The 19,849-nt window shown below is 61.2% G+C and carries 12 protein-coding genes; 9 read left to right on the top strand and 3 right to left on the bottom strand.

The window, feature by feature from the left end; genetic code table 11:
- Window positions 1-139 precede the first annotated feature (139 nt).
- Entirely contained in the window at window positions 140-1,396 is a 1,257-nt protein-coding gene (locus tag KF757_01890; protein MBX3321721.1) for a radical SAM protein, read from the bottom strand.
- A 158-nt stretch (window positions 1,397-1,554) separates the two neighbouring features.
- On the opposite strand from KF757_01890, the gene KF757_01895 reads away from it, so the two are divergent.
- Both KF757_01895 and dnaK read left to right on the top strand, forming a co-directional pair.
- Entirely contained in the window at window positions 1,555-3,090 is a 1,536-nt protein-coding gene (locus tag KF757_01895) for a sulfotransferase (GenBank protein MBX3321722.1), read from the top strand.
- A 191-nt stretch (window positions 3,091-3,281) separates the two neighbouring features.
- Window positions 3,282-5,177 carry a molecular chaperone DnaK gene (gene dnaK, locus KF757_01900; protein ID MBX3321723.1) on the top strand — a complete coding sequence of 632 codons (1,896 nt, stop codon included), beginning with the start codon at window positions 3,282-3,284 and terminating at the stop codon, window positions 5,175-5,177.
- A 91-nt stretch (window positions 5,178-5,268) separates the two neighbouring features.
- Here the strand turns inward: dnaK and KF757_01905 are convergent, their stop codons facing one another.
- On the bottom strand, window positions 5,269-6,480 hold the full coding sequence (locus KF757_01905) for a transposase (protein ID MBX3321724.1): 1,212 nt from the start codon (window positions 6,478-6,480) through the stop codon (window positions 5,269-5,271).
- A 33-nt stretch (window positions 6,481-6,513) separates the two neighbouring features.
- On the opposite strand from KF757_01905, the gene KF757_01910 reads away from it, so the two are divergent.
- Genes KF757_01910 through rpiA form a run of 3 tightly spaced genes read left to right on the top strand, consistent with a single transcriptional unit; the run spans window position 6,514 to window position 9,946 of the window.
- Window positions 6,514-7,680: a carbohydrate kinase family protein gene (locus KF757_01910; GenBank protein ID MBX3321725.1), complete on the top strand. Its 1,167-nt coding sequence runs from the start codon at window positions 6,514-6,516 to the stop codon at window positions 7,678-7,680.
- A gap of 33 nt (window positions 7,681-7,713) precedes the next feature.
- Window positions 7,714-9,261 (top strand): aldehyde dehydrogenase family protein, encoded by a 1,548-nt coding sequence (locus tag KF757_01915; GenBank protein MBX3321726.1) that lies wholly within the window; start codon window positions 7,714-7,716, stop codon window positions 9,259-9,261.
- The gene (gene rpiA, locus KF757_01920) at window positions 9,254-9,946 is read left to right on the top strand and encodes a ribose 5-phosphate isomerase A (GenBank protein MBX3321727.1); all 693 of its coding nucleotides are present in this window, start codon (window positions 9,254-9,256) and stop codon (window positions 9,944-9,946) included. Before KF757_01915 ends, rpiA begins: the two co-directional genes overlap by 8 nt.
- 235 nt (window positions 9,947-10,181) lie before the next feature.
- On the opposite strand, the gene lipA is transcribed toward rpiA, so the two are convergent.
- Window positions 10,182-11,231, bottom strand: coding sequence for a lipoyl synthase (gene lipA, locus KF757_01925; GenBank protein MBX3321728.1), 1,050 nt, complete (start codon window positions 11,229-11,231; stop codon window positions 10,182-10,184).
- Window positions 11,232-11,617: 386 nt separating this feature from the next.
- Here lipA and KF757_01930 point away from each other — a divergent pair, with 386 nt between their 5' ends.
- The 4 genes from KF757_01930 (at window position 11,618) to KF757_01945 (ending at window position 19,813) form a co-directional block, all read left to right on the top strand.
- Entirely contained in the window at window positions 11,618-13,102 is a 1,485-nt protein-coding gene (locus tag KF757_01930) for a polysaccharide biosynthesis/export family protein (GenBank protein ID MBX3321729.1), read from the top strand.
- Between the two features lie 153 nt (window positions 13,103-13,255).
- On the top strand, window positions 13,256-14,206 hold the full coding sequence (locus KF757_01935) for an exosortase/archaeosortase family protein (GenBank protein ID MBX3321730.1): 951 nt from the start codon (window positions 13,256-13,258) through the stop codon (window positions 14,204-14,206).
- Entirely contained in the window at window positions 14,203-15,096 is an 894-nt protein-coding gene (locus KF757_01940; GenBank protein ID MBX3321731.1) for an exosortase-associated EpsI family protein, read from the top strand. The genes KF757_01935 and KF757_01940 overlap by 4 nt, the downstream gene beginning before the upstream one ends.
- Window positions 15,097-15,133: 37 nt before the next feature.
- Entirely contained in the window at window positions 15,134-19,813 is a 4,680-nt protein-coding gene (locus KF757_01945) for a tetratricopeptide repeat protein (protein MBX3321732.1), read from the top strand.
- The last annotated feature ends 36 nt before the right edge of the window (window positions 19,814-19,849 follow it).

Consider the following 19,849-nt stretch of genomic DNA (forward strand, 5'->3'; position numbering starts at 1 on the left):
TGCCGACGGCTCGAGGTTCCACCTGCAATCACAAAATCACGTTCGTTCATGCGAAGTCCCCAAGCGGGGTTCCGAAAATACAAGGCGTGGGCCTGAGCCTACGACAGCAAACGCCCCAAGTTTGCCCGCCGCCGTTGCTTTACGCCAGCACCCGCCATTCCTTCCCCTCGCGCTCCACACGCCGATACAGCGTGTCGCGTTCCACCGGCTCAAATCCCGCCTCGCGGATCGCCCGCTGAAGATCCCACACCGTCGTCTCCTGGTGCGTGGTCGAGCCGCCGACTTTGGTGATGTCGTACCACACAACCGTGCCATCGATGTCATCAGCCCCGCATTGCAGCATCGTCTGCGCCATCCCCAGCGTCTGCATGATCCAGAACGCCTTGGCATGCGGAAAATTGTCAAGCATGAGCCGCGCCACCGCCAGCGTCCGCAGATTCTCAAGCCCCGTCGGCCCCGGCAGGTGCTCAAGCTCCGACCCATCCGGAAAAAACGGCAGCGGAATAATCGTCTGGTAATACCCCTGTCCAAGCGCAGGCGTCGGAAGCCGCACACCCTCGCGCGTCAGCGTGATCGCCGGCGCATCCGTCACATCATCAGCTGGCGACTCTTCCCCCTCATACCCAAGCCGCGCCAGCGCACGATCCTGCATCCGCCGCAGAATGTGCATATGCCGCAACCGCTCCTCGCGGCTGTCAACGTGCCCGTACAGCATCGTCGCATTGCTGTTGAGCCCCAGTTCATGGGCGACCATGTGTACATCGAGCCATTCATCCGCACCGATCTTGCCGCGGAAGGCTTCCTTGTGGACCCGCTCATCAAACACCTCAGCCCCGCCCCCAGGCAGTGAGCCCAGGCCCGCCTCGATCAACCGCTCCAGCACCCACTGCATCGACGCACGCCGATCGTCACGCTTGTACACCTTCGCAATCCGCGCCAGATGCACAATCTCCACCGCTGTAAACGCCTTCAGATGCACCCGCGGCGCAACCTCCCTGAGCGTGCGCAGCATGTCGGTGTAGTACTCGAACGGCAAGTACGGATTGAGCCCCCCGACAATGTGCATCTCGGTCGCGCCGAGTTCAACAGCCTTGAGTCCCTCAGCCCTGATGTAGTCGAGGTCGCGGGTGTATTCGCCCGCCTGCCCCTGCTTTCGATAAAACTCGCAGAACTTGCAGCTCAGCGCGCACACATTCGAGTAATTCATGTGGCGGTTGATGTTGAAGTACGCGATATCCTTGTGCAGGCGCCTTCGCACACGGTCGGCCAGTTCGCAAACGGTCCAGATGTCGCGCGTGGCATAGAGGGCCCGGCCGTCATCGATCGAAAGACGCTCGCCCGCGTCGATCTTCCGCTCGATGGTGGCCAAGCCTGTGAAGGTCGCGGTGGCGGTCATGGGGGCATGATAGGGGCCGGGACAACGTACTTTCAATAAATAGTGAAAGTTTGCTCGCGACCGCAGCCCGCGATTGGTCAGGCCGGCCCGTCGTACACTCCTGACCCCCAAGTATGTCCGAGAACCCGCGTGCATCCTGGCTCCCGCTTCCGCACTTCATGGCCATGGCGCCGCTTGATGTCTGGGTTCGCCTTCTGGTGCGACTTCGGCGCGTCCCCGGGCCTCGATATCTTGCCCGCATTGTGCTGGGTCTGGCGACTTCGTTCGTCGGCACGATCGTCACGCTGCCCGAGCGGCTGCTGCTGGCGCCGTATCTCTTTGTGCGTTTCGGGCGTTCGCGCCCTCGCATCGAGCATGAACCGGGCGTGTTGATCGTGACCGGGTATTACCGCACTGGCACGACGCATCTGCACTATCTGCTCAGTTGCGACCCCGCGATGACGACGCCCAAGTGGGTGCATGTGGCTGCACCCCAGGGTTTCGCGCTGAGTTGGGTTCTGATCCGCTGGTTGATGATTCCGTTTATATCGAACAGCCGTCCGCAGGATGATGTGGCGTTTGGACCCGAGTGGCCAAGCGAGGATGACTTCGCGCTCAACAATTGGTGTCTGGCGTCGAGTTTGCCCGGGCGGTTTATTGTGCCCGGTGAGCATGCTTTCTATGAGCGGTTTCACGACCTCAATCGCTTGTCGAACCGCGAACTGGCGCACTGGCGTCGGGCGCAGGCAGCCTTCTGCTGGAAACTCATGGCCCTGCGACCCGGGAAGCGTCTTCTGCTCAAGACCCCAAGCCATACCGCCAGGCTTGGCGAACTCGAGGCGATGTTCGGCCGCAATTTGCGCGTGATCCATATCAGTCGCGAGCCGGGGGCGGTGGTGAAGTCGAACGTGAGAATGGCCGAGCGCCTTGAGCCTTACAGCCTCGAGCCGATGCCATCGCCCGAGGTGGTGCGTGAGCGCGTGATGGAGGAGTTTGTGCGCACAGAGATGCGCTACGTCGAGTCCGCAGCCCGACTCGGTGCGAGCCGCGTTTGCGAGATCCGGTTCGAGGATCTGATCGCCGACCCGCTGGGGCAACTCAAGAGCGCCTATGCACAACTCGGGTATGACTGGACATCCGAGGCCGAGCGTGGGTTTCGTCGCTATCTTGGCGCGGTGCGTGACTACAAGCCGCGACACGGCGCGGCTGCGGACGTTGAGGCCCTTGAGCCTGCCTTGCAGCAGTTGGCTACGCGTTTCGGGCATGACAAGCCAGCAGTCGAGCCTGTCGTGATGGAGCACGAGCCTCGGCGTGACCGCACAGCACTGGCCATCGTCGCGACAATCGTTGCTGCCTTTGCCCTCGCATTGCTCTGGGTCGGCATCGCGAGCGTGTTCCGAGATCGCAACGAACTTTTTATCTGGGTGTTCGGCATTGTGCTCGGGTTGGTCGCGATCAGAACGGCTGGGCGAGGCTCGACAACGCTTGGGCTGGTTTCGGCAGCGTGTCTGGGACTGATCATTCTGCCATCGATCTATCCTGTGACCCTGGCGGCGTACTCGCACCGCTGGCCTGCGGACGAGGCGGCGGCGGGGGCGATGCAGTCGACGCTGCGCGTGTTCAAGCGGTGGGGCGACCTGATCTATGTCGTGTTCGGCCTGGTCAGTGCGTACCGGGTCGGGTCGAGGCTTCACGTCAGGCCCCCGGGCTCGTAGAGAGAGTCTGCCGATGTGGCAGGCTGCTGCCGCCGTGCCTGTCGCCTGTGCGGCTTACGGTGCTGCTGCCTGAATGGGGCGGGGCAAGAAACGCAAACATACACCAAATAACCGTGTCGTCGGTTTGGCATTGGTGTTGCAATCAGTTCATCGCCCAGTGTGCAGGCTAGCCGCGGGGTAAGGAGGCTCTCATGTCGAAGATCATTGGTATTGACCTTGGAACAACGAACTCGGTCGTCGCGATTATGGAAGGCGACACGCCGAAGGTTCTGATCAACAGCACCGGCAACCGCACCACCCCGTCGGTCGTGGGATTCACTGACAAGGGCGAGCGTCTGGTCGGGCAGCAAGCCAAGCATCAGCAGGTGACGAACCCCAAGAACACGGTGTACTCGATCAAGCGGTTCATGGGTCGTCGGCACGGTGAAGTGGCAGAGGAAGAAAAGCATGTGCCGTACGAGGTGGTCGGCGGGCGCGAAGATTTTGTGACGGTGAAGGTGCGCGACAAGGAATACACGCCTCAGCAGGTTTCCGCGTTCATTCTGCAGGAGCTCAAGCGCACCGCAGAGGAGTATCTCGGCGAGAAAGTCGAGCGCGCCGTCATCACGGTGCCGGCGTATTTCAACGACTCGCAGCGGCAGGCGACCAAGGATGCGGGCGAGATCGCAGGCCTCAAGGTCGAACGCATTCTCCCCGAACCGACCGCTGCGGCACTGGCGTATGGCCTGGATCGCAAGAAGAACGAGAAGATCGCTGTCTTCGACCTCGGTGGCGGTACGTTCGATATCTCGATTCTGGACGTCGGCGATGGAGTCTTCGAGGTGCTCAGCACCAACGGCGACACCCACCTCGGCGGCGATGACTGGGACCAGAAACTCATCAATCACCTGCTCACCGAGTTCAAACGCCGCGAGGGTGTTGACTTGTCGGGCGATGCAATGGCCATGCAGCGCTTGAAGGAAGCAGCTGAAAAGGCGAAGATCGAGCTGTCCAACTCGCAGGAGACGACGGTCAATCTGCCCTTCATTACGGCCACGCATGAAGGTCCTAAGCACCTTCAGGAGACTATCACGCGGGCGAAGTTCGAGAGTTTGTGTGAGGATTTGTTCAAGCGGCTGCGTGAGCCATGCCTTCAGGCGCTGCGTGATGCAAAGCTTGAAGCCAACCGCATTGACGAAGTGATTCTGGTCGGTGGTTCGACGCGGATTCCGCGTGTGCAGGCGGTCTGTCGCGAATTGTTCGGCAAGGATCCCAACAAGAGCGTCAATCCGGACGAGGTCGTGGCGATCGGCGCGGCGATTCAGGGCGGCGTGCTGCAAGGCAGCGTCAAGGACGTCCTGCTGCTCGATGTGACGCCTCTGAGCCTCGGAGTCGAAACCTATGGCGGGGTGATGACCAAACTCATCGAGAAGAACACCACGATTCCGACATCGAAAAAGGAAACATTCTCGACCGCGTCAGACAGCCAGACAAGCGTGCAGATCCACGTTCTTCAGGGTGAACGCGAGTTTGCAAAGGACAACCGCACGCTGGGCATGTTCGAACTCCAGGGAATCGCACCCGCACCACGCGGCGTGCCTCAGATCGAAGTCGAGTTTGCACTTGACGCCAACGGCATCCTTCAGGTCACCGCGACCGACAAGGGAACGAGCAAGAAGGCCGACATTCGGATCGAAAACTCGGGCGGGCTGAGCTCGGACGAGATCGAGCGTATGAAGGCCGATGCGGAGGCGCATGCTGAGGAAGATCGCCGTCGTCGCGAGGTGGTCGATCTGAAGAATCGCGGCGATGCGATGATCGGGCAGACCCGCAAGGCTCTGGAAGAGCACGGCGCGAAAGTGTCGGGTGACGTGCGCAGCCGCATCGAATCGGCAATCAGCAACCTCGAGGACAAGCTCAAGGGAGATGAGAAGGTCTCGATCGAGGCGGCACTCAAAGAACTCGAGAGTGCTTCGATGGAACTCGGAAAGGTCGTGTACGAGCAGGCGGCAGCCGGTGCTGGCGGAGCAGCAGGTTCGGCCGGCGAGAGTGCCAACGACGATGTGATCGATGCCGAGTTCGAAGTCAAGGACGATGACAAGCAGTAAGGTGTTCACAGCGATCAGATCGCTCGTGACTGGAAGCAAAGCCCGGGGGTGCTGATCCCCGGGCTTTTCCGTGCGCGAGGTGCGCCGGCGATCAGCGTGCAACGAGCGTGCGGATCTGCCGGGCGATCTCGCGCGCCGCTGCAGCCCGATGGCTCAGTTGGTTCTTGCGCGCCGGAGGCAATTCCGCACTCGTCACACCACACTCCGGCCCCACCAGAAACAACGGGTCATACCCGAACCCGTTCACCCCCGCCGGCACCCGAGGCTGTTCACCAATCCGACCATCAAAAGTCCCCCGACTCACAGCCAGAACAATGGGGGCACCATCAGGAGGGGCGGCTTCCAGCCGCCCACACACTTGCCTCCAAAGAAACAGATACTCCCCAGGCTTCTCCACCAGCCCCTCCTTGACTGGATTCTCTTCAATATACCTGTACGTCCTCTCCTGCTGCTCTTGGCCACGGATGATGCGATCGTAATATTCTCTCTGCCACAGCGACCCAGACTGGCCACGCATCTTCTGAATCTCTTGTGACGAATACGACTTGATGCTGTGCATCAACGCTGGCAGGGTGTAGGGGCCGATCAGGCGCACAATCATGTGCACATGATCCGGCATGACAACCAACGCATGAACAAGCGCCCGCACACCCTGCCAATGCAAACATGCATCGAGCACCACCTGCCGCTCAGCAGGCGTCAAAGTTCCCGCGCGAAGTCGGAATGTCACGTGATACGTCTGGTTCGGCAGTTCCCAGTGCGGCAGATCGCCCGTCCGCTTCGGCCCCGACGCGGTGCCATGCGAGGAACCTGCCACGTCCACGCGCTGGACGGCTGGAAGCCGCCCCCCCTGGTCAACTTGTGGTGTGTTTCCAACCGCAAACCCCGCAACCACCATGCAACAGACAAACCTCGCCCCGCGCCTGTCCAGCGGCACACCCTCAAGCTCCCGCAGCAGCCTCTCGTTGTTCGCCGCATCACGCACTTCACGCGACAGTGACTTGGCCTCGGCCTCACTCGCATACGCATACCACGCGCTGTCCACGCCAGGAGCGCCGCCCAGCGCATCAACCTCCAGCCCCGAATCATCCGCCAGACACGCCATCCCTGTCCACGACGCATAGGTCAGCGCCTTGATCGCCGCGTTGTCCTCGAACGTCCGCCCCGTCTCTTCCGGCTCGGGCAGGGTGCCGCCCACATCCCCAAGCCCCAGCACCCGCACCGGCAGATCGGCCAGCAGCGCACGCAATTCCGCGACCTTGCCCGGGTTCTGAGTGGCGATCACAATTTCGTGCATGGTCACACCGGACTATTCTCACCCTCGATGGACAAAGCAATGCGCTCGCGCGAACAGATTGCCCGATCAGCCGCCGCTGCGGTGCGCGATGCCTTGGGCACTTTAGGAACCAGGCACGCGATGGTCGGCTTCGATGGGTTCATCGATGTCATCATTCGCGTTGTCGATCGTCGCCGGTCGATGGCCTACGACGACTACGAATCAATCCGCACCATCGACGCCTTTGCCCGCCGCATCGCAGCCGCCGCCGGCAAAAGCGCAAATCTCGAACTTGTCACGCTCGAACAACGCTTCGGCGGCAATGGGCCTCTGCTTGCCGGGGCGCTTGGGCGACTCGGCCTATCGGTTGCGTATGTCGGGGCAGTGGGACGCGATGACGAACCGTGCATGCTTCATCCAATCTACGAGCCCTTTGCCGCACGGTGCCGCGAGGTTGTGCCAGTCGCGCCTCCGAGCGTGACCGAAGCCCTCGAGTTTGACGATGGCAAACTGATGCTTGGGCACGCGCGCAACGCGACCTTCATTGACTGGGAACGAATCAAGGAGACCGTCGGCCTTGATCGCCTGCGCACGTTGGCCGCTGAGGCATCGCTGATCGGCATCGTCAACTGGACCATGGTGGGTGGCGTCGAAGGCATCTGGAGCGGGTTGTGCAACGAAGTGCTCAAGCCCGGCAGCGATCAACGCATCTTCATTGATCTCTCGGATCCTGCCAAGCGGTCGGATGAAGACCTGGGTCGCGGGCTTGGTGTGCTGGCCAGTATGGCGGGTTTCGGGCGTGTCACACTTGGGCTGAATCTGGCTGAGGCGCAGCGTGTTGCGCAAGTGCTGGGTCTCGAACGAAACGAGCTGGCTGCGGGTTCGTTTGCCGATGACGATGCCATTGGTCGCGCGATCGCGATTCGCGCCGCGCTCAGCATCGAATGCGTGGTTGTGCATCGCCGTGACGGAGCAGCTGCTGCGTCGCGCTGCGGGAGTGCCCTGTGGTTTGATGGCCCGTTCACGCGCAACCCGGTCCTTTCGACCGGCGCGGGTGACCACTTCAATGGCGGTTTCGCGCTTGGGCAGGTCTTGAACCTGGATCTGCCCGAGTGCCTGGCGATTGCGTGTGCTACCAGCGGGCTGTATGTTCGCGAGGCAGCCAGCCCGACAGCCGAACGGGTCGCGGCGTTTCTCGAAGCCCTTCCATTGCCAGAGACCGAGTAGCGACAGGCACCCTTCGGCGCGTAGAGTTGATCCATGCCTCACTCACTTCTCAAGCGTCTTGGTATCGCCTCGCATCCTCGGCTGATTCACGAGGTAGGCACCATCACGCCCGACGCTGCCGACGCCATTGTGTCTTATTCGCCCGCAAACGGCAAACCCATCGCCGGCGTGCGGCTGGACGACGCAGCGTCGTATGAACGGACCACGGCCGAGGCGGTCGAATCGTTTCGTCAGTGGCGCGATGTCCCCGCACCAAAGCGAGGCCAGGTCGTCCGCGCTATCGGCGAAGCACTGCGAGAATATCTCGAACCGCTGGGCGAACTGGTCGCCCTCGAAGTCGGCAAGATCCGTGCTGAGGGCATCGGAGAAGTCCAGGAGACTATCGACATCGCGGATTTCGCGGTGGGTCTCTCGCGGCAACTCACCGGCATCACCATGCCCAGCGAGCGCCCCGAGCACCGCATGTACGAGCAATGGCTCCCGCTGGGACCCATCGGCGTCATCACCGCATTCAACTTCCCAAACGCCGTCTGGGGATGGAACGCCATGCTCGCCGCTGTGTGTGGCGACGTGACTGTCTGGAAGCCGAGCCTGCTTGCGCCGCTCACCGCCATCGCGACCAACGCGATTGCTGAGCGCGTGAGCGAATCGATGGGTCATCACGGTATTTTTCGCCTGCTCATCGGGCGTGACGATGTGGTTGGCGAGCGGTTGATTGCCGATCGTCGCTACCCGCTGATTTCCGCGACCGGTTCGTGTCGCATGGGGCGTCATGTCGGGCAGGTTGTGGCGGGTCGCCTCGGGCGCACACTGCTCGAGCTGGGCGGCAACAACGCGATCATCGTCGAACCTGATGCCGACCTTGATCTTGCGGTCCGCAGCATCGTCTTCGGAGCTGTAGGCACATGCGGGCAGCGCTGCACCAGCACGCGCCGCCTCATCGCTCACGAGTCGATCGTCGGCCCGCTGACCGAGCGACTGGTCAAGGCCTACGCGACGATCCGCATCGGCGACCCCTTGATCGAGAACACGCTCGTCGGCCCGCTCATCAACGCCGAGGCCGTGAGTGCGTTCGAGAAAGCCGTCGCCATCGCACGTTCGCAGGGCGGCGAAGTGCTCGCGGGCGGCTCGCGTGTGACTCCGGATTCACTCGCCTCGGATCTGCGCGGCGGGCACTATGTTCAGCCTACCATCATTCGTGTGAAGGGGCAGACGCTCCCGATCGCGATGGAAGAAACGTTCGCACCGATCCTGTACGTCTTTGCGTACACGACGCTCGACGAGGCACTCGAGATGCATAACAGCGTCGATCAGGGGCTGAGTTCAGCGATCTTCACCGGCTCGGTGCGGTCGGCAGAGCGATTCCTGTCGCCCGCCGGTTCGGGGAGTGACTGTGGCCTTGCCTATGTCAACCTCGGAACGAGCGGCGCAGAAATCGGTGGGGCCTTCGGAGGCGAGAAGGATACCGGAGGCGGTCGAGAATCTGGGTCGGATGCATGGAAGGCGTACATGCGACGCCAGACGTGCACCATCAACTTTGGAGAGACGTTTGCTTTGGCGCAGGGGATCCGCTTTGAGTGAACAGCACGTTGCCGACGCGCTCGCGCAGGCCGCGATTGCGCCTATTGCCAGTGGAATGCTCGTCGGGCTCGGCGCAGGACGCACCGCTGCACGCGGCATCCGCGCTTTGGCCGAGCGAGCACAGGCCGAAGACCTCGATATCAGGTGCGTCGCGGCAAGTGACGCCACCGAAGTCTTTGCGCGTGAGCAGGGGCTCGAACTCGTCGAGTTCGCCATGGTCGAGGAACTCGACTTCCTCATCGACGGTGCCGACGAAGTCGATCGGCACATGCGCGTCATGAAGGGAAGTCGCGGCGCCATGACCCGCGAACGCATGATCGCATGGGCCAGCCGACAGTGCATCTACATGGTCGAAGCCGGAAAAGTCTCCCAGCAGATCGGTAAACACGCGACGCTTCCGATCGCTGTCATGGCGTTCGGCCTCACCAGCATCCGCAAAGCCATCCGAGGCCTCGGACTCAACGGCGTCTGCCGCCGCGGCATCAACGGCGAGTTCTTCATCACCGACAACGGCAACCTCGTCCTCGACGTCCAACTCACCGGCGACGAAGACCTCGAAACCCTCTGCGGCCAGCTCAACGACATCCCCGGCGTCATCGATCACGGCCTGTTTCTCACTGAAGCCGACATCATCCTCATCGACCAGGGCCGCGACATCGAACGCATCGAACGCCCCCAGCGCTGAACTCCGGACGTAGAACTGCGAACCCGGAACCGCAGACACAGAACGACTGACGCAGACTTTCAGACGCCGGATCTTCGGGCGCACTGTTGCTGCCAGACTTCCATGCCCACCAACGCCCGAAGGTCAGGGTTTCCGGTCGCTTCCCGGGAGCCGGCACCATCGCAAACTTCAGCATGCCATGTTGACCCGCTGACCAATCATCGGTGCGGTGCGTCAAGCCGTCGCGCACTTGTGTTCAAAATCCGAGGTCCAAACCCTCAGCCTGCTTGTCAGCCAGGTAACTCGACCGCACCAGCGGGCCGCTGAAGACGACCTTGAACCCCGCTTCGATGCCGACGCGTTCATACTCCGCGAACTCGTCGGGATGCACCCAGCGGTCAATCGGCAGGTGGTTAAGCGTCGGTTGCAGATACTGCCCGATCGTGATGATGTCGCAGGCAGCCTCGCGTCCGGCAGTCGTCGCCCGCGTCTTGTCCTGAATGTCTCTGAGGCAGTCGAACACTTCTTCGCGTTTTTCACCGATGCCGACCATGAGGCCGGTCTTTGCGATTCGACCCGCCGCCTTGACGCGACGCAGGAGTTCGAGCGTGCGCTCATACCGCGCGCTTGGTCGTACAGATGGATGGCATCGTCGCACTGTTTCGAGGTTGTGGGCGATGATATTCGGGGTGGCATCGATGACCATCTGGAGCGCGGCTTCATCGCCCTTGAAATCGCCGATGAGCACTTCGATCGAAAGATCCGGGCACGCGTCGCGGACACGCAGGATCGTTTCGGCCCAGATCGACGCGCCTCCATCGGCCAGATCGTCGCGGTCAACGCTGGTGATGACGATGTGCTTGAGATTCGAGCCTCGCAAGGCGTCGGCGACGCGGCGGGGTTCGTCGTAGTCTGTTGTAGCGGGCTTGCCGGTTTTGACGTTGCAAAAGCCACACGCTCGCGTACAGGTGTCGCCGAGGATCATGATAGTGGCGACGCCCCGCGCCCAGCATTCGCCCATGTTGGGGCAGGACGCCTCCTGGCAGACGGTGTGGAGCCGATGGGCGTCGATGTTGGCTTTGGTGGCTTTGAACGCCTCTCCGCCCGGCACCTTGGCCTTGAGCCATGGTGGTTTCTTCTTGATCGCGAGTTGCTGGGCCTCGACGTTGTTGAGAATCATGTCGCTCAGGCTGTAAACCGCTTTGGCCCCCCGGATCGGGTGCCCGCCCAAAGGTTTGGGGTGACGTGCGAGCGTGCGGGTGAGCGCGGCGTCGGTCGGAATGATCCTCGGGTCTGGGCCGGACATCGGGAAACTGTAGGTCGGTGCGGCTCGGGGCCGGACAGGAGTGGGTGCCATGCGCGTCTTTTGCGCCCCGGCATGCGGGTGGGGTAGAGTGCTCGATTGCGAAGAGATCAAGGAAAGTTGCTGTGAAGTCGATGGAGAAGAGAGATACAGTCTTGGGGAAACGAACCCCCAATGATGGTGATTCGTTATTGACAGTTTGGAAGGGCGTGCTAACGTACGCGCGTTCTCACGTTTGGGGGAGGAGTTTGCCGATCCCATCGTTTCCAGTAGTGGAACCTGTGCGTCAGTGTTCCGAGATCCGGCTTCGACAGGGTGAAGGAGTTTCGATGCAAACCCGCGTTTCAAACTACCCCCGATTCAAGGGTTGTGCATTGGGTCAGCGGATCATGAAGGTGGTACTTGCGGCCGGGGCGGTTGCGGCCCTTGGTGGATGTACGCACTGGGACTCGTACTTGAACCCAAGCGTCGTTGGGTATTGGGAAAACACACCGTCTTCGGTGCCGATCCTTGAGCGGATCGCGATGATCGAGGACGAGGCGGATCAGCCGGTGAGTTTCAGCCCGATTGCACCGGGCGATCTGATGCCGGAGCCTGATGACTACAAGCTGGCGCCTGGCGACTCGCTGGCGATCACGGTGTACGACCTTGTGACGCAGGGCGCGCCGATGACAGAACTGAGGGTTATTGATCAGACCGGGTACATCGAGTATCCGCAATTGGGTCGGTTTTATGTGATCGGCTTGACGGAAGACGAGTTTCGGCGGGTGCTTGAGGATCGAACGCGCGAGTTTGTGGATGATCCGTTGGTGTCCGTTTCGGTTCAGCAGCGGCGGATGCAGGCGTTTCATCTGTATGGAAATGTGCGCACTCCCGGGCCGTACATGATCCCTGCGTCGGACTATCGATTGCTCGAAGCGCTGATCGCTGCGGGGGGGATCGGCGAGACGGTGCGGTATGTGCACGTCATCAGGCAGGTGCCTTTGACGAAGGCGACGCGGCCAGATTCGCCGACGCGCACGACTCCGTCTACGACCCCGCCTCCGAGGGGCGAAGATCTGCTGGACATGATCGACGACCTTTCGGGCGGTCGGGGCACGCTGCCGACGCGCTCGGCAGAGACGTTGCCGGGGCTGACTCAGCCTGCACAGGACGGAGGCGGGCGGGCTCCGGTTGTGGATCTGCTCGATCCGGCGACAGATCGACGCGCACCGCTGGTGGAGATCGACAGTGGTTCACCTGTGGGCGTGAGTGGCTCGCGATGGGTTTTTCTCAATGGTGAATGGGTGATGACGACGGGTGTGGCGCGCGTTGCCACGTCGCGTGGTGCTGGTGGGGTGACGAGCGATCAATACCTGGAGGTCGCGGGGACGCTGATGACTCAGCGGGTGATTCGTGTGCCGCTCAAGCCTTTGCTTTCGGGTGATGCGAGGTACAACATTGTGGTCAGGCCCGGAGACATAATTCGGGTGCCGTTGCCAGAGTCCGGGGTGGTGTACATCGATGGGCAGGTGAATCGTCCGGGCGTGTTCAATCTTCCTGGTGTGGGGCGTCTGACGCTGACGCGTGCGATTACGGCTGCGGGTGGTCTGGGCGGTCTTGCGATTCCGGAGCGAGTGGACCTGACGCGCGTGGTGGGTGAGAACCAGCAATCGACGATCATGCTGAACCTGCGGGCGATTTCGCAGGGCACTCAGCCGGATGTGTACCTGAAGGCCGATGACCGGATCAATGTGGGAACGAACTTCTGGGCGTTCCCGCTTGCGGTGCTGAGGAACGGATTCCGCACTTCTTATGGATTCGGGTTCCTGTTGGACAGGAACTTTGGTAATGACGTGTTCGGTGCTCCTCCGACAAACCGGGCAGGATTCTGACGCTGGAGGCGGCGGTCGGGGTGTCGCGGGAGCGCGAACACTGATTGGTGGGAGTTCGTAGCAGCGGTGCACGGGAGGTGCGGCCGCGTGCAGGGTGGGTTTTTCTTCGCTCAGCGCGAGCATTGTCGCGCGTTTTGGGACGCAACTGTCGATATGAGCAGCGCACAAGACAAGGCGGTCGGGGTGGGGACCCTCCCGGCATCAAGCGCGGCGGGTGTGCGGTCGGAGTCGATCGTTTCGGCCGGTGTGGTTATGGCCGGCCTGCTGGGGGTTGCGTTTCTTGGGCTGTTTTACAGGTGGTTCTTCACTCAAGGCCGCAAGAGCGTCAATCAGATCGAGGACTGGGGGCATGCGTTTGTGATCCCGGCGATCAGTGTGTATCTGCTGTGGCGGAACCGGGAGGAGCTCAAGCGTCTGAGCGCGGAGGTGTTCTGGCCGGGCATTGTGCCGTTGTCACTGGGCATTGCGACGTACTTTGCGGGGATTGTGACGATTCAGAATCACATGGTGCAAGGGTTCTCGATGATTCTTGCGCTGTTCGGGGTGGCGCTCCTGATGCTGGGGCCTCGGGTGATGCAGGTGGCGTTCATCCCGATTGCGTTCCTGGTGTTCATGGTGACGATCTCCGAGCGAATCATGGACGACATCACGGGGAAGTTGAAAGAGGTGGCGTCGTTCGGATCGTGGATCATTCTGACGGTCCTGGGGCCTGTGTTTGATTACACAGTGGATCTGAGCGGCAATACGCTGCACATTTATAAGGCGACGGGTGAGTACATACCGCTGAACGTGGCCGATGCGTGCAGCGGGATGCGGATGGTGATCGCGTTCTATGCGCTTGCAGGTGCGGTGGCGGTGCTGAGTACGAAGCGGTGGTGGCAGCGTATTGCGCTGATGCTGCTTGCGGGGCCTGTGGCGGTGGGGATGAATCTGCTGCGGGTCGTGGTGCTGGGGCTGGTGTCGCTGATTGATCCGGATCTTGCATCGGGTGATGCGCACATGGTGATCGGGACGCTGCTCCTGATCCCTTCGCTGCTGTTGTTCCTCGGGCTGGTGTGGGTGCTGGACAAGTTGGTGCACGAGAAGCAGGAGGCCAAGGCTTGAGTTGGCGCGCATTACTCAATCCGGCGTTTATGGTGTCGTTCGCGATGCTGTCGCTCGCGGCGATCGGGATGAGCGCCGCGATTCAGGCGTACGGGATTCACCTTCAGAAGAAGGAGATTTATCCGTATGGCAACCGGCAGGTAGGGTCGATTCCGCGTGAGACACCGAGTTGGAGGCAGGTCGGGACGGACGAGATGCTCGACGAGGACACGGTCAAGACACTCGGGACGAAGAACTATGTGTCGCGGGTGTATGTGCAGAAGGATCTGCCGGAGGGCAAGAGCCCGCAGATGATCGAGTTGCATGTTGCGTACTACACGGGCGGGATTGACACGGTGCCGCATGTGCCCGAGCGTTGCATGGTTGCGGGCGGGTGGATTCAGGGCAAGGGCGCTGAGATTCATCGACTGGTGATGGATACAAGTTCGTGGATTGAAGACGACTCGTTGCCGGCGGGTTTTGAGGGCGGGCCGTTGTTCACGGTGCGGACGCTTCCTCCGCCGTTTTCGGATGCGCCGGGGACTCGTTTTCGATTGCCTCGAGGGGTGAGTCCGACGTCGCAGCCTCGGATCCGCGTGACGGAGTTCATGTCGCCAGATTCGAGAACGAGTTTGTATGCGGGGTATTTTTTCATTGCCAATGGCGGAACAGCGGCGAGCGCGGAGGGCGTGCGCACGCTGGCGTTCGATCTGAGAAACGATTACGCGTATTACCTGAAGGTGCAGGTGAGTGGGCGAGGTTTTGATTCGGCGTCGGCGATGGTGGAAGTGTCGTCGTCGCTGCTGGGTGAGTTGATGGCAGAGTTGATGCGATGTGTGCCTGATTGGGCACAGGTCGAAATGGGGCTGTATCCGGAAGATAACCCGCGTCGCGACCGGAGCGCGGGATGAAGAGCGGCTGCGGAAGCGGCATGGCAGAGGAGTCAGCATGGCGTCTCGAGTGAATATGAAACTGGTGGTGGCGCTGGTGGTTGGTCTGGCGGCGGTTGGAGGCGGCGCGATCGGGCTGTATGCGCTGGTGCTCAACAAGACGCCGGAGGACAACGTCCAAGCGGGCGACGAAGCGATGGTGAACGGGGAGTATGGGCTCGCCAAGCGGATGTACAGCCGGGCGGTGAACAAAGTCCCGAACAACGTCGAATGGCTCGAGAAGTGGCGTGCGGCGATCGAGGCGTGGAAGCCTGCGAGCGAAACGGAGTTTGACAACGAGTTCGGGATGGCGTTCATGCCGATGCTGCGTGGGCTTGCGATTTCGCAGCCGACGAAGCTAGAGCCCGCACTCGAATACCTGGGTCTGCTGTATGAGCGTTCGTCGATGAGCGGGTTCCCGCGTGCGGCGATCGATCAGATCGAGTCGGAAACCGAGGTGCTGCTCTCGCTGATGCAGAGCGCCAACCCGGAGAACAGCGATCGGCTTAGGCTGCGTCGTTTCCGCGGGCTTGTGTACTCGAACCTGCTGATGGAATCGCGTGTGGTGACGAATGACCAGCGGACGATGGCTGAAGAGGATCTCAAAGCGGTGCTGGACGTTTCGCCGACCGATGGGGAAGTCAGCGTCGGGCTGATGAGGATGTTCGACGCGCGTGCGCGTGAGGCAGCGGTTGCGGGGCGTCGGGATCAGTTTGCTCAGTGGCGGACGCAGGCAATGAAGGTGCTCGATGACCATTTGCTCCGCGACCCGACCAATCCGGAAGTGATGGTCAACCGTCTGGCGCTGACGATCGATGCGACGCTGGAGGAGAGAACGCGCGGACTGGTGGGTACGGAACTGGCACGTGTGACTGCGACGACGATGACGAGTTTTGCAGATCGTGTCGAGGATCTGTCGGGCAGGTTGATGGTTGCAGACCAGTTGTCGGTTCGGAATGTGATTCAGCGATTCTGGATGCTTGAGAGGGCGGTTGTGCCTCGTTCGAATGGATCGATGACGATCGAACTGCTCAAGCAGGCGATTGACAACAACCCGCGTAACTCGCGGGCGTTGATGATGCTTGCGGGCCTGCATCTGGACCGTCGCGAGTATGAGGAAGCATCGGATGTGCTCAAGGCGGTGAGTGAACTGCCGCCTCTGCCGGTGAGTCTGCAGGGGATGCTCCAGCGTTTTCAGCAGACACAGGCGTACTTCATTCGGGCGGATACGGCTTTGCGCATTCGGGAGTCGAAGCCGGATAACGATACGGCCGGTCGCGACGATCTGCTCAAGCAGGCGGTGGCGCTTCGGGCGGAGTTTGCCAAGCGTGTGCCGAGTACGGACACGCAGTTGCTGTTTCTGGATGCGATGCTGGCGGACGCATCGGGAGATATTCGCAACGCGCTGATCAAGGTGCAGCAGTACAACCAGCAGTTGACGAGCGTGGATGCGCGCGGATTGTGGCTTGAAGGCGTGGTGTCGCGCAAGCTCGAGGAGCATGGCCGGGCGCAGGCTGCTTTCAAGGGCATTCTGGCGATCGACCCGAACAATATGAGCGCGCTGACGATGCTCGCTCAAACTGAGTTGTCATTGTCGAATCCAGTGGCGGCATTGGAGTTGTTCGAGCGTGTCGCGGCCATCAATCCGAACAATGAAGAGTTGAAGGACTTGATTCGGCGCATCAGAGTGCAGTTGGGCCAGGCGGACTCGGATGACCCCGTCGAGCAGGTGCTGATCAACGCGAACCTGGCGCTGCGAGGAACTTCGGATTCTCCCGGAAGCGTGGATGAGGCGGTTGGAATCCTGCGTCAGGGATATGAGGCGAACAACGCGGCACCTCGGATTGCGCTGCAACTCGGGAGCATCCTGCTCGAAGGCGGAGATCTGGATAGCGCGCGTGCGGTTGTCTCGCAGGCGGCAGCGAAGCATCCGGACCATGAGCGGCTGGCGTCGGTAAACAGGGCATTGGTTTCGACAGATCTGATGAGTGCGTTTGCGGCGCTGGTGGATTCAACAGATTCGTCGGCACTGGATAAGGCGCTTACAAAGCGAGGTATTTACGAGAGGTTTGGGAACGCTGAAGGTGCGGCGGCGATGCTGGCTGAAGCTGTGCGGCTCGCGCCCGATGAGCCCAACGTGATCGATCTCCAGTTCCTGCTCGCGCTTCAGGCGGGAGATCTGGCCAAGGCCCGCGAGGTGTATCAAAGCGCGATGTCTCGCGGTGTGCTGAGTTACAACGGACTTGTGTATCGCGCAAGGCTGGAGATTTTCGAAGGCAAGCGTGCCGAAGCGATGGCGACGCTGACGCAGGCGATCGAGCTGGGTGCTGATCTGGCGCCGGTGTGGCGATTGCTCGGTTCGCAGCAGTTCGAGGCTGGCCTGACTCAGCGTGCGATCGAGTCATTCCGCAAGGCGTATCAGATCAAGCCGAACGACATGGCGAATGTCAAATCGCTGATGGAAGTGTTGCGTCTTTCAAATAGGCTTGAGGATGCATTGACGGTGGCGCGCGAGGCTGAGCGTTTCGGGCGTTCGGACATGCAGTTCATGAACACGTGGCTGCGTCTCGAATCGTCAGTTGGTGGCGAAGCAGGACGTACGCGCTCGATGCTCGTGCGCGAGCAGATTGCCAGGACGAACCCATCGGACCGCGTAAACAAGCTTGAGTTGGCATCGACGTACATCGACTTTGCGTCGGACACGGCATCGCGACTGACCAATGAGACGAGGGCGGAGTATTGGAGCAAGTCGCGCGGGATTCTTGATGACCTCAAGGCCGAGCAAAGCGATCTGTATGTAACGGCGGTCGAGGCTCGCTGGTTTGCGGATCAGGGTCGCGTTGCGATGCCGGATGGCACGATGATTGACGGGATTGAACGGGCGCGTGGCGCATTCATCGAGTACATCATCAGTCAGGGCGATGAAGTAGACGCGGTGCCGTACATCGAGATGGCGCGTTTCATGACGGTGCGTGGTCGGTACGGGATTGCGAGGCAGGCGCTGGAAGACGCGCGCGAGCACCAGACATCGCAGCTTGAAGCGGACAAGGTGCTGTGCATGTTGCACATGGAACTCGGGCAGTATGCGACGGCCGAACCTTTGCTTCGCGGCATCGTCGAGGCCGGAGCGGATGATGAGCAGATGTCGTTCCTGATTCAGTGGATCGAGATGCTGCTGCGTACGTCGAACTTTGACGAGGCGCAACGTCAGATTGCCAAGCTTGGGCCTCAGGTGCGTGAATCGCTGACAGTGCTGCTGCAAAGGTCGGAGTTGGCTGACGCGACGGGCAAGTCGCAGGAGGCGAATGAACTCCTGAATCGTGCGGTGGCGATGTATCCGACGAGTGCGCTGGCGTACACGCGGCGTGCGCAGGTGAGGCTTCGCAATCCGCAGATGTTCGATGATGTGCTGATCGATCTTCAGCAGGCGTTGACTCTTGAGCCGAACAACACGCAGACGCTGCAGCTGCGTGCGGGGGTGTATGGATCGGTCGGTCGTTACGAGGACATGTTGCGCGACATGGTTGCGGCGGTGCGTGTGAACCCGAACCTGACCGATGTGCTTCAGGCGGTGATGATCGAGTACATTCTTGCCGGGCAGGAAGGGCGCGCGATGGATCTTGTCGAGGAGACGCTTGCCAAGCGTCCGCGTGACCTGATGTTGATGGCACGTGCGGCACGGGTGTTCGATGACCGGATGCTGTGGGCGCGATCGGCGGAGTTGTATCGTCGCGGATGGGAGCTCAGCGGTGATTATGGTTTTGGGCTGGCGCATATCAATGCGCTGATCAGCCAGACCCCGCCCCGGGCGGCCGACGCCGAGCGTGTGTTGCGTCAGATTCGCTCTCTCGGCGAGCCGGCGGCTTCGGATTGGCAGGTTGACTTTGCCGACGGTGCGATCCGCATGAAGCGCGGACAGCGGAACGAAGGCGAAGCCGCGATGACTCAGGTTTTTGAGAAGAGAAAATCGTCGGCTGAGGATGTCGCACGCTGGTGGCGAAACGTACGCGGCGTCTATGGCGACGATACAGCATCGTTGCGTGCCTATCTGAACCGTCTGATTCAGTCGCAACAGGCAGGCGAGGACAGCACGCGCTGGCTCAAGTTCTTCCTTGGTCAGGCACTGGTGCAGTCCGAGAGTTATCGGGCAGAAGGGCACACTCTGCTCTCAGAGCTTCAGGCTCTCGGGAGCGATTCGCTGTTTGCGCGTCTGGCGTACAGGCAGGCGGGCTCAGCGCTGTATGCCGAGGGGAAGTTCACGGAAGCTTTCCAGGTGTGGAGCAAGGGCTTGGATATTTTCCCGGGCGACTGGGAACTGAGCAATAACTGCGCGTTCACCCTGGCGACCAAACTTGATCGGGCTCATGAAGCGCTTCCGTTCGCGAAGTCGGCGGCAGATTCTGCATCCGATCAGCCCGAGGTGTACGACACGCTGGCGCGTGTGTATGTGCGTCTGAATCAGTTCAAGGAGGCCGAGGAAGTGCTGGCGACGGCGACGAGGCTCGTGAGTACGAAGCGTGCGGAAGTGAGCCTGATCGTGACACGGGCCGAGCTTGACATGAAGAATGGGCAGATGCCGCGTGCCAAGCGGTCGCTGGAGCGTCTGCGGCTTTCGATTGCGACGTTGCCGGACCTCCGGCGCGATTTCGGACCCGAGATTGACGACATGCTCAGGAGAATCAGCTCACTCGGGGGCTGAATCATGCCGAATTTGATGAGGGGCCGGAGTCCGTTT

The organism is Phycisphaeraceae bacterium, assembly GCA_019636795.1.
GTDB lineage: Bacteria > Planctomycetota > Phycisphaerae > Phycisphaerales > UBA1924 > JAHBWW01.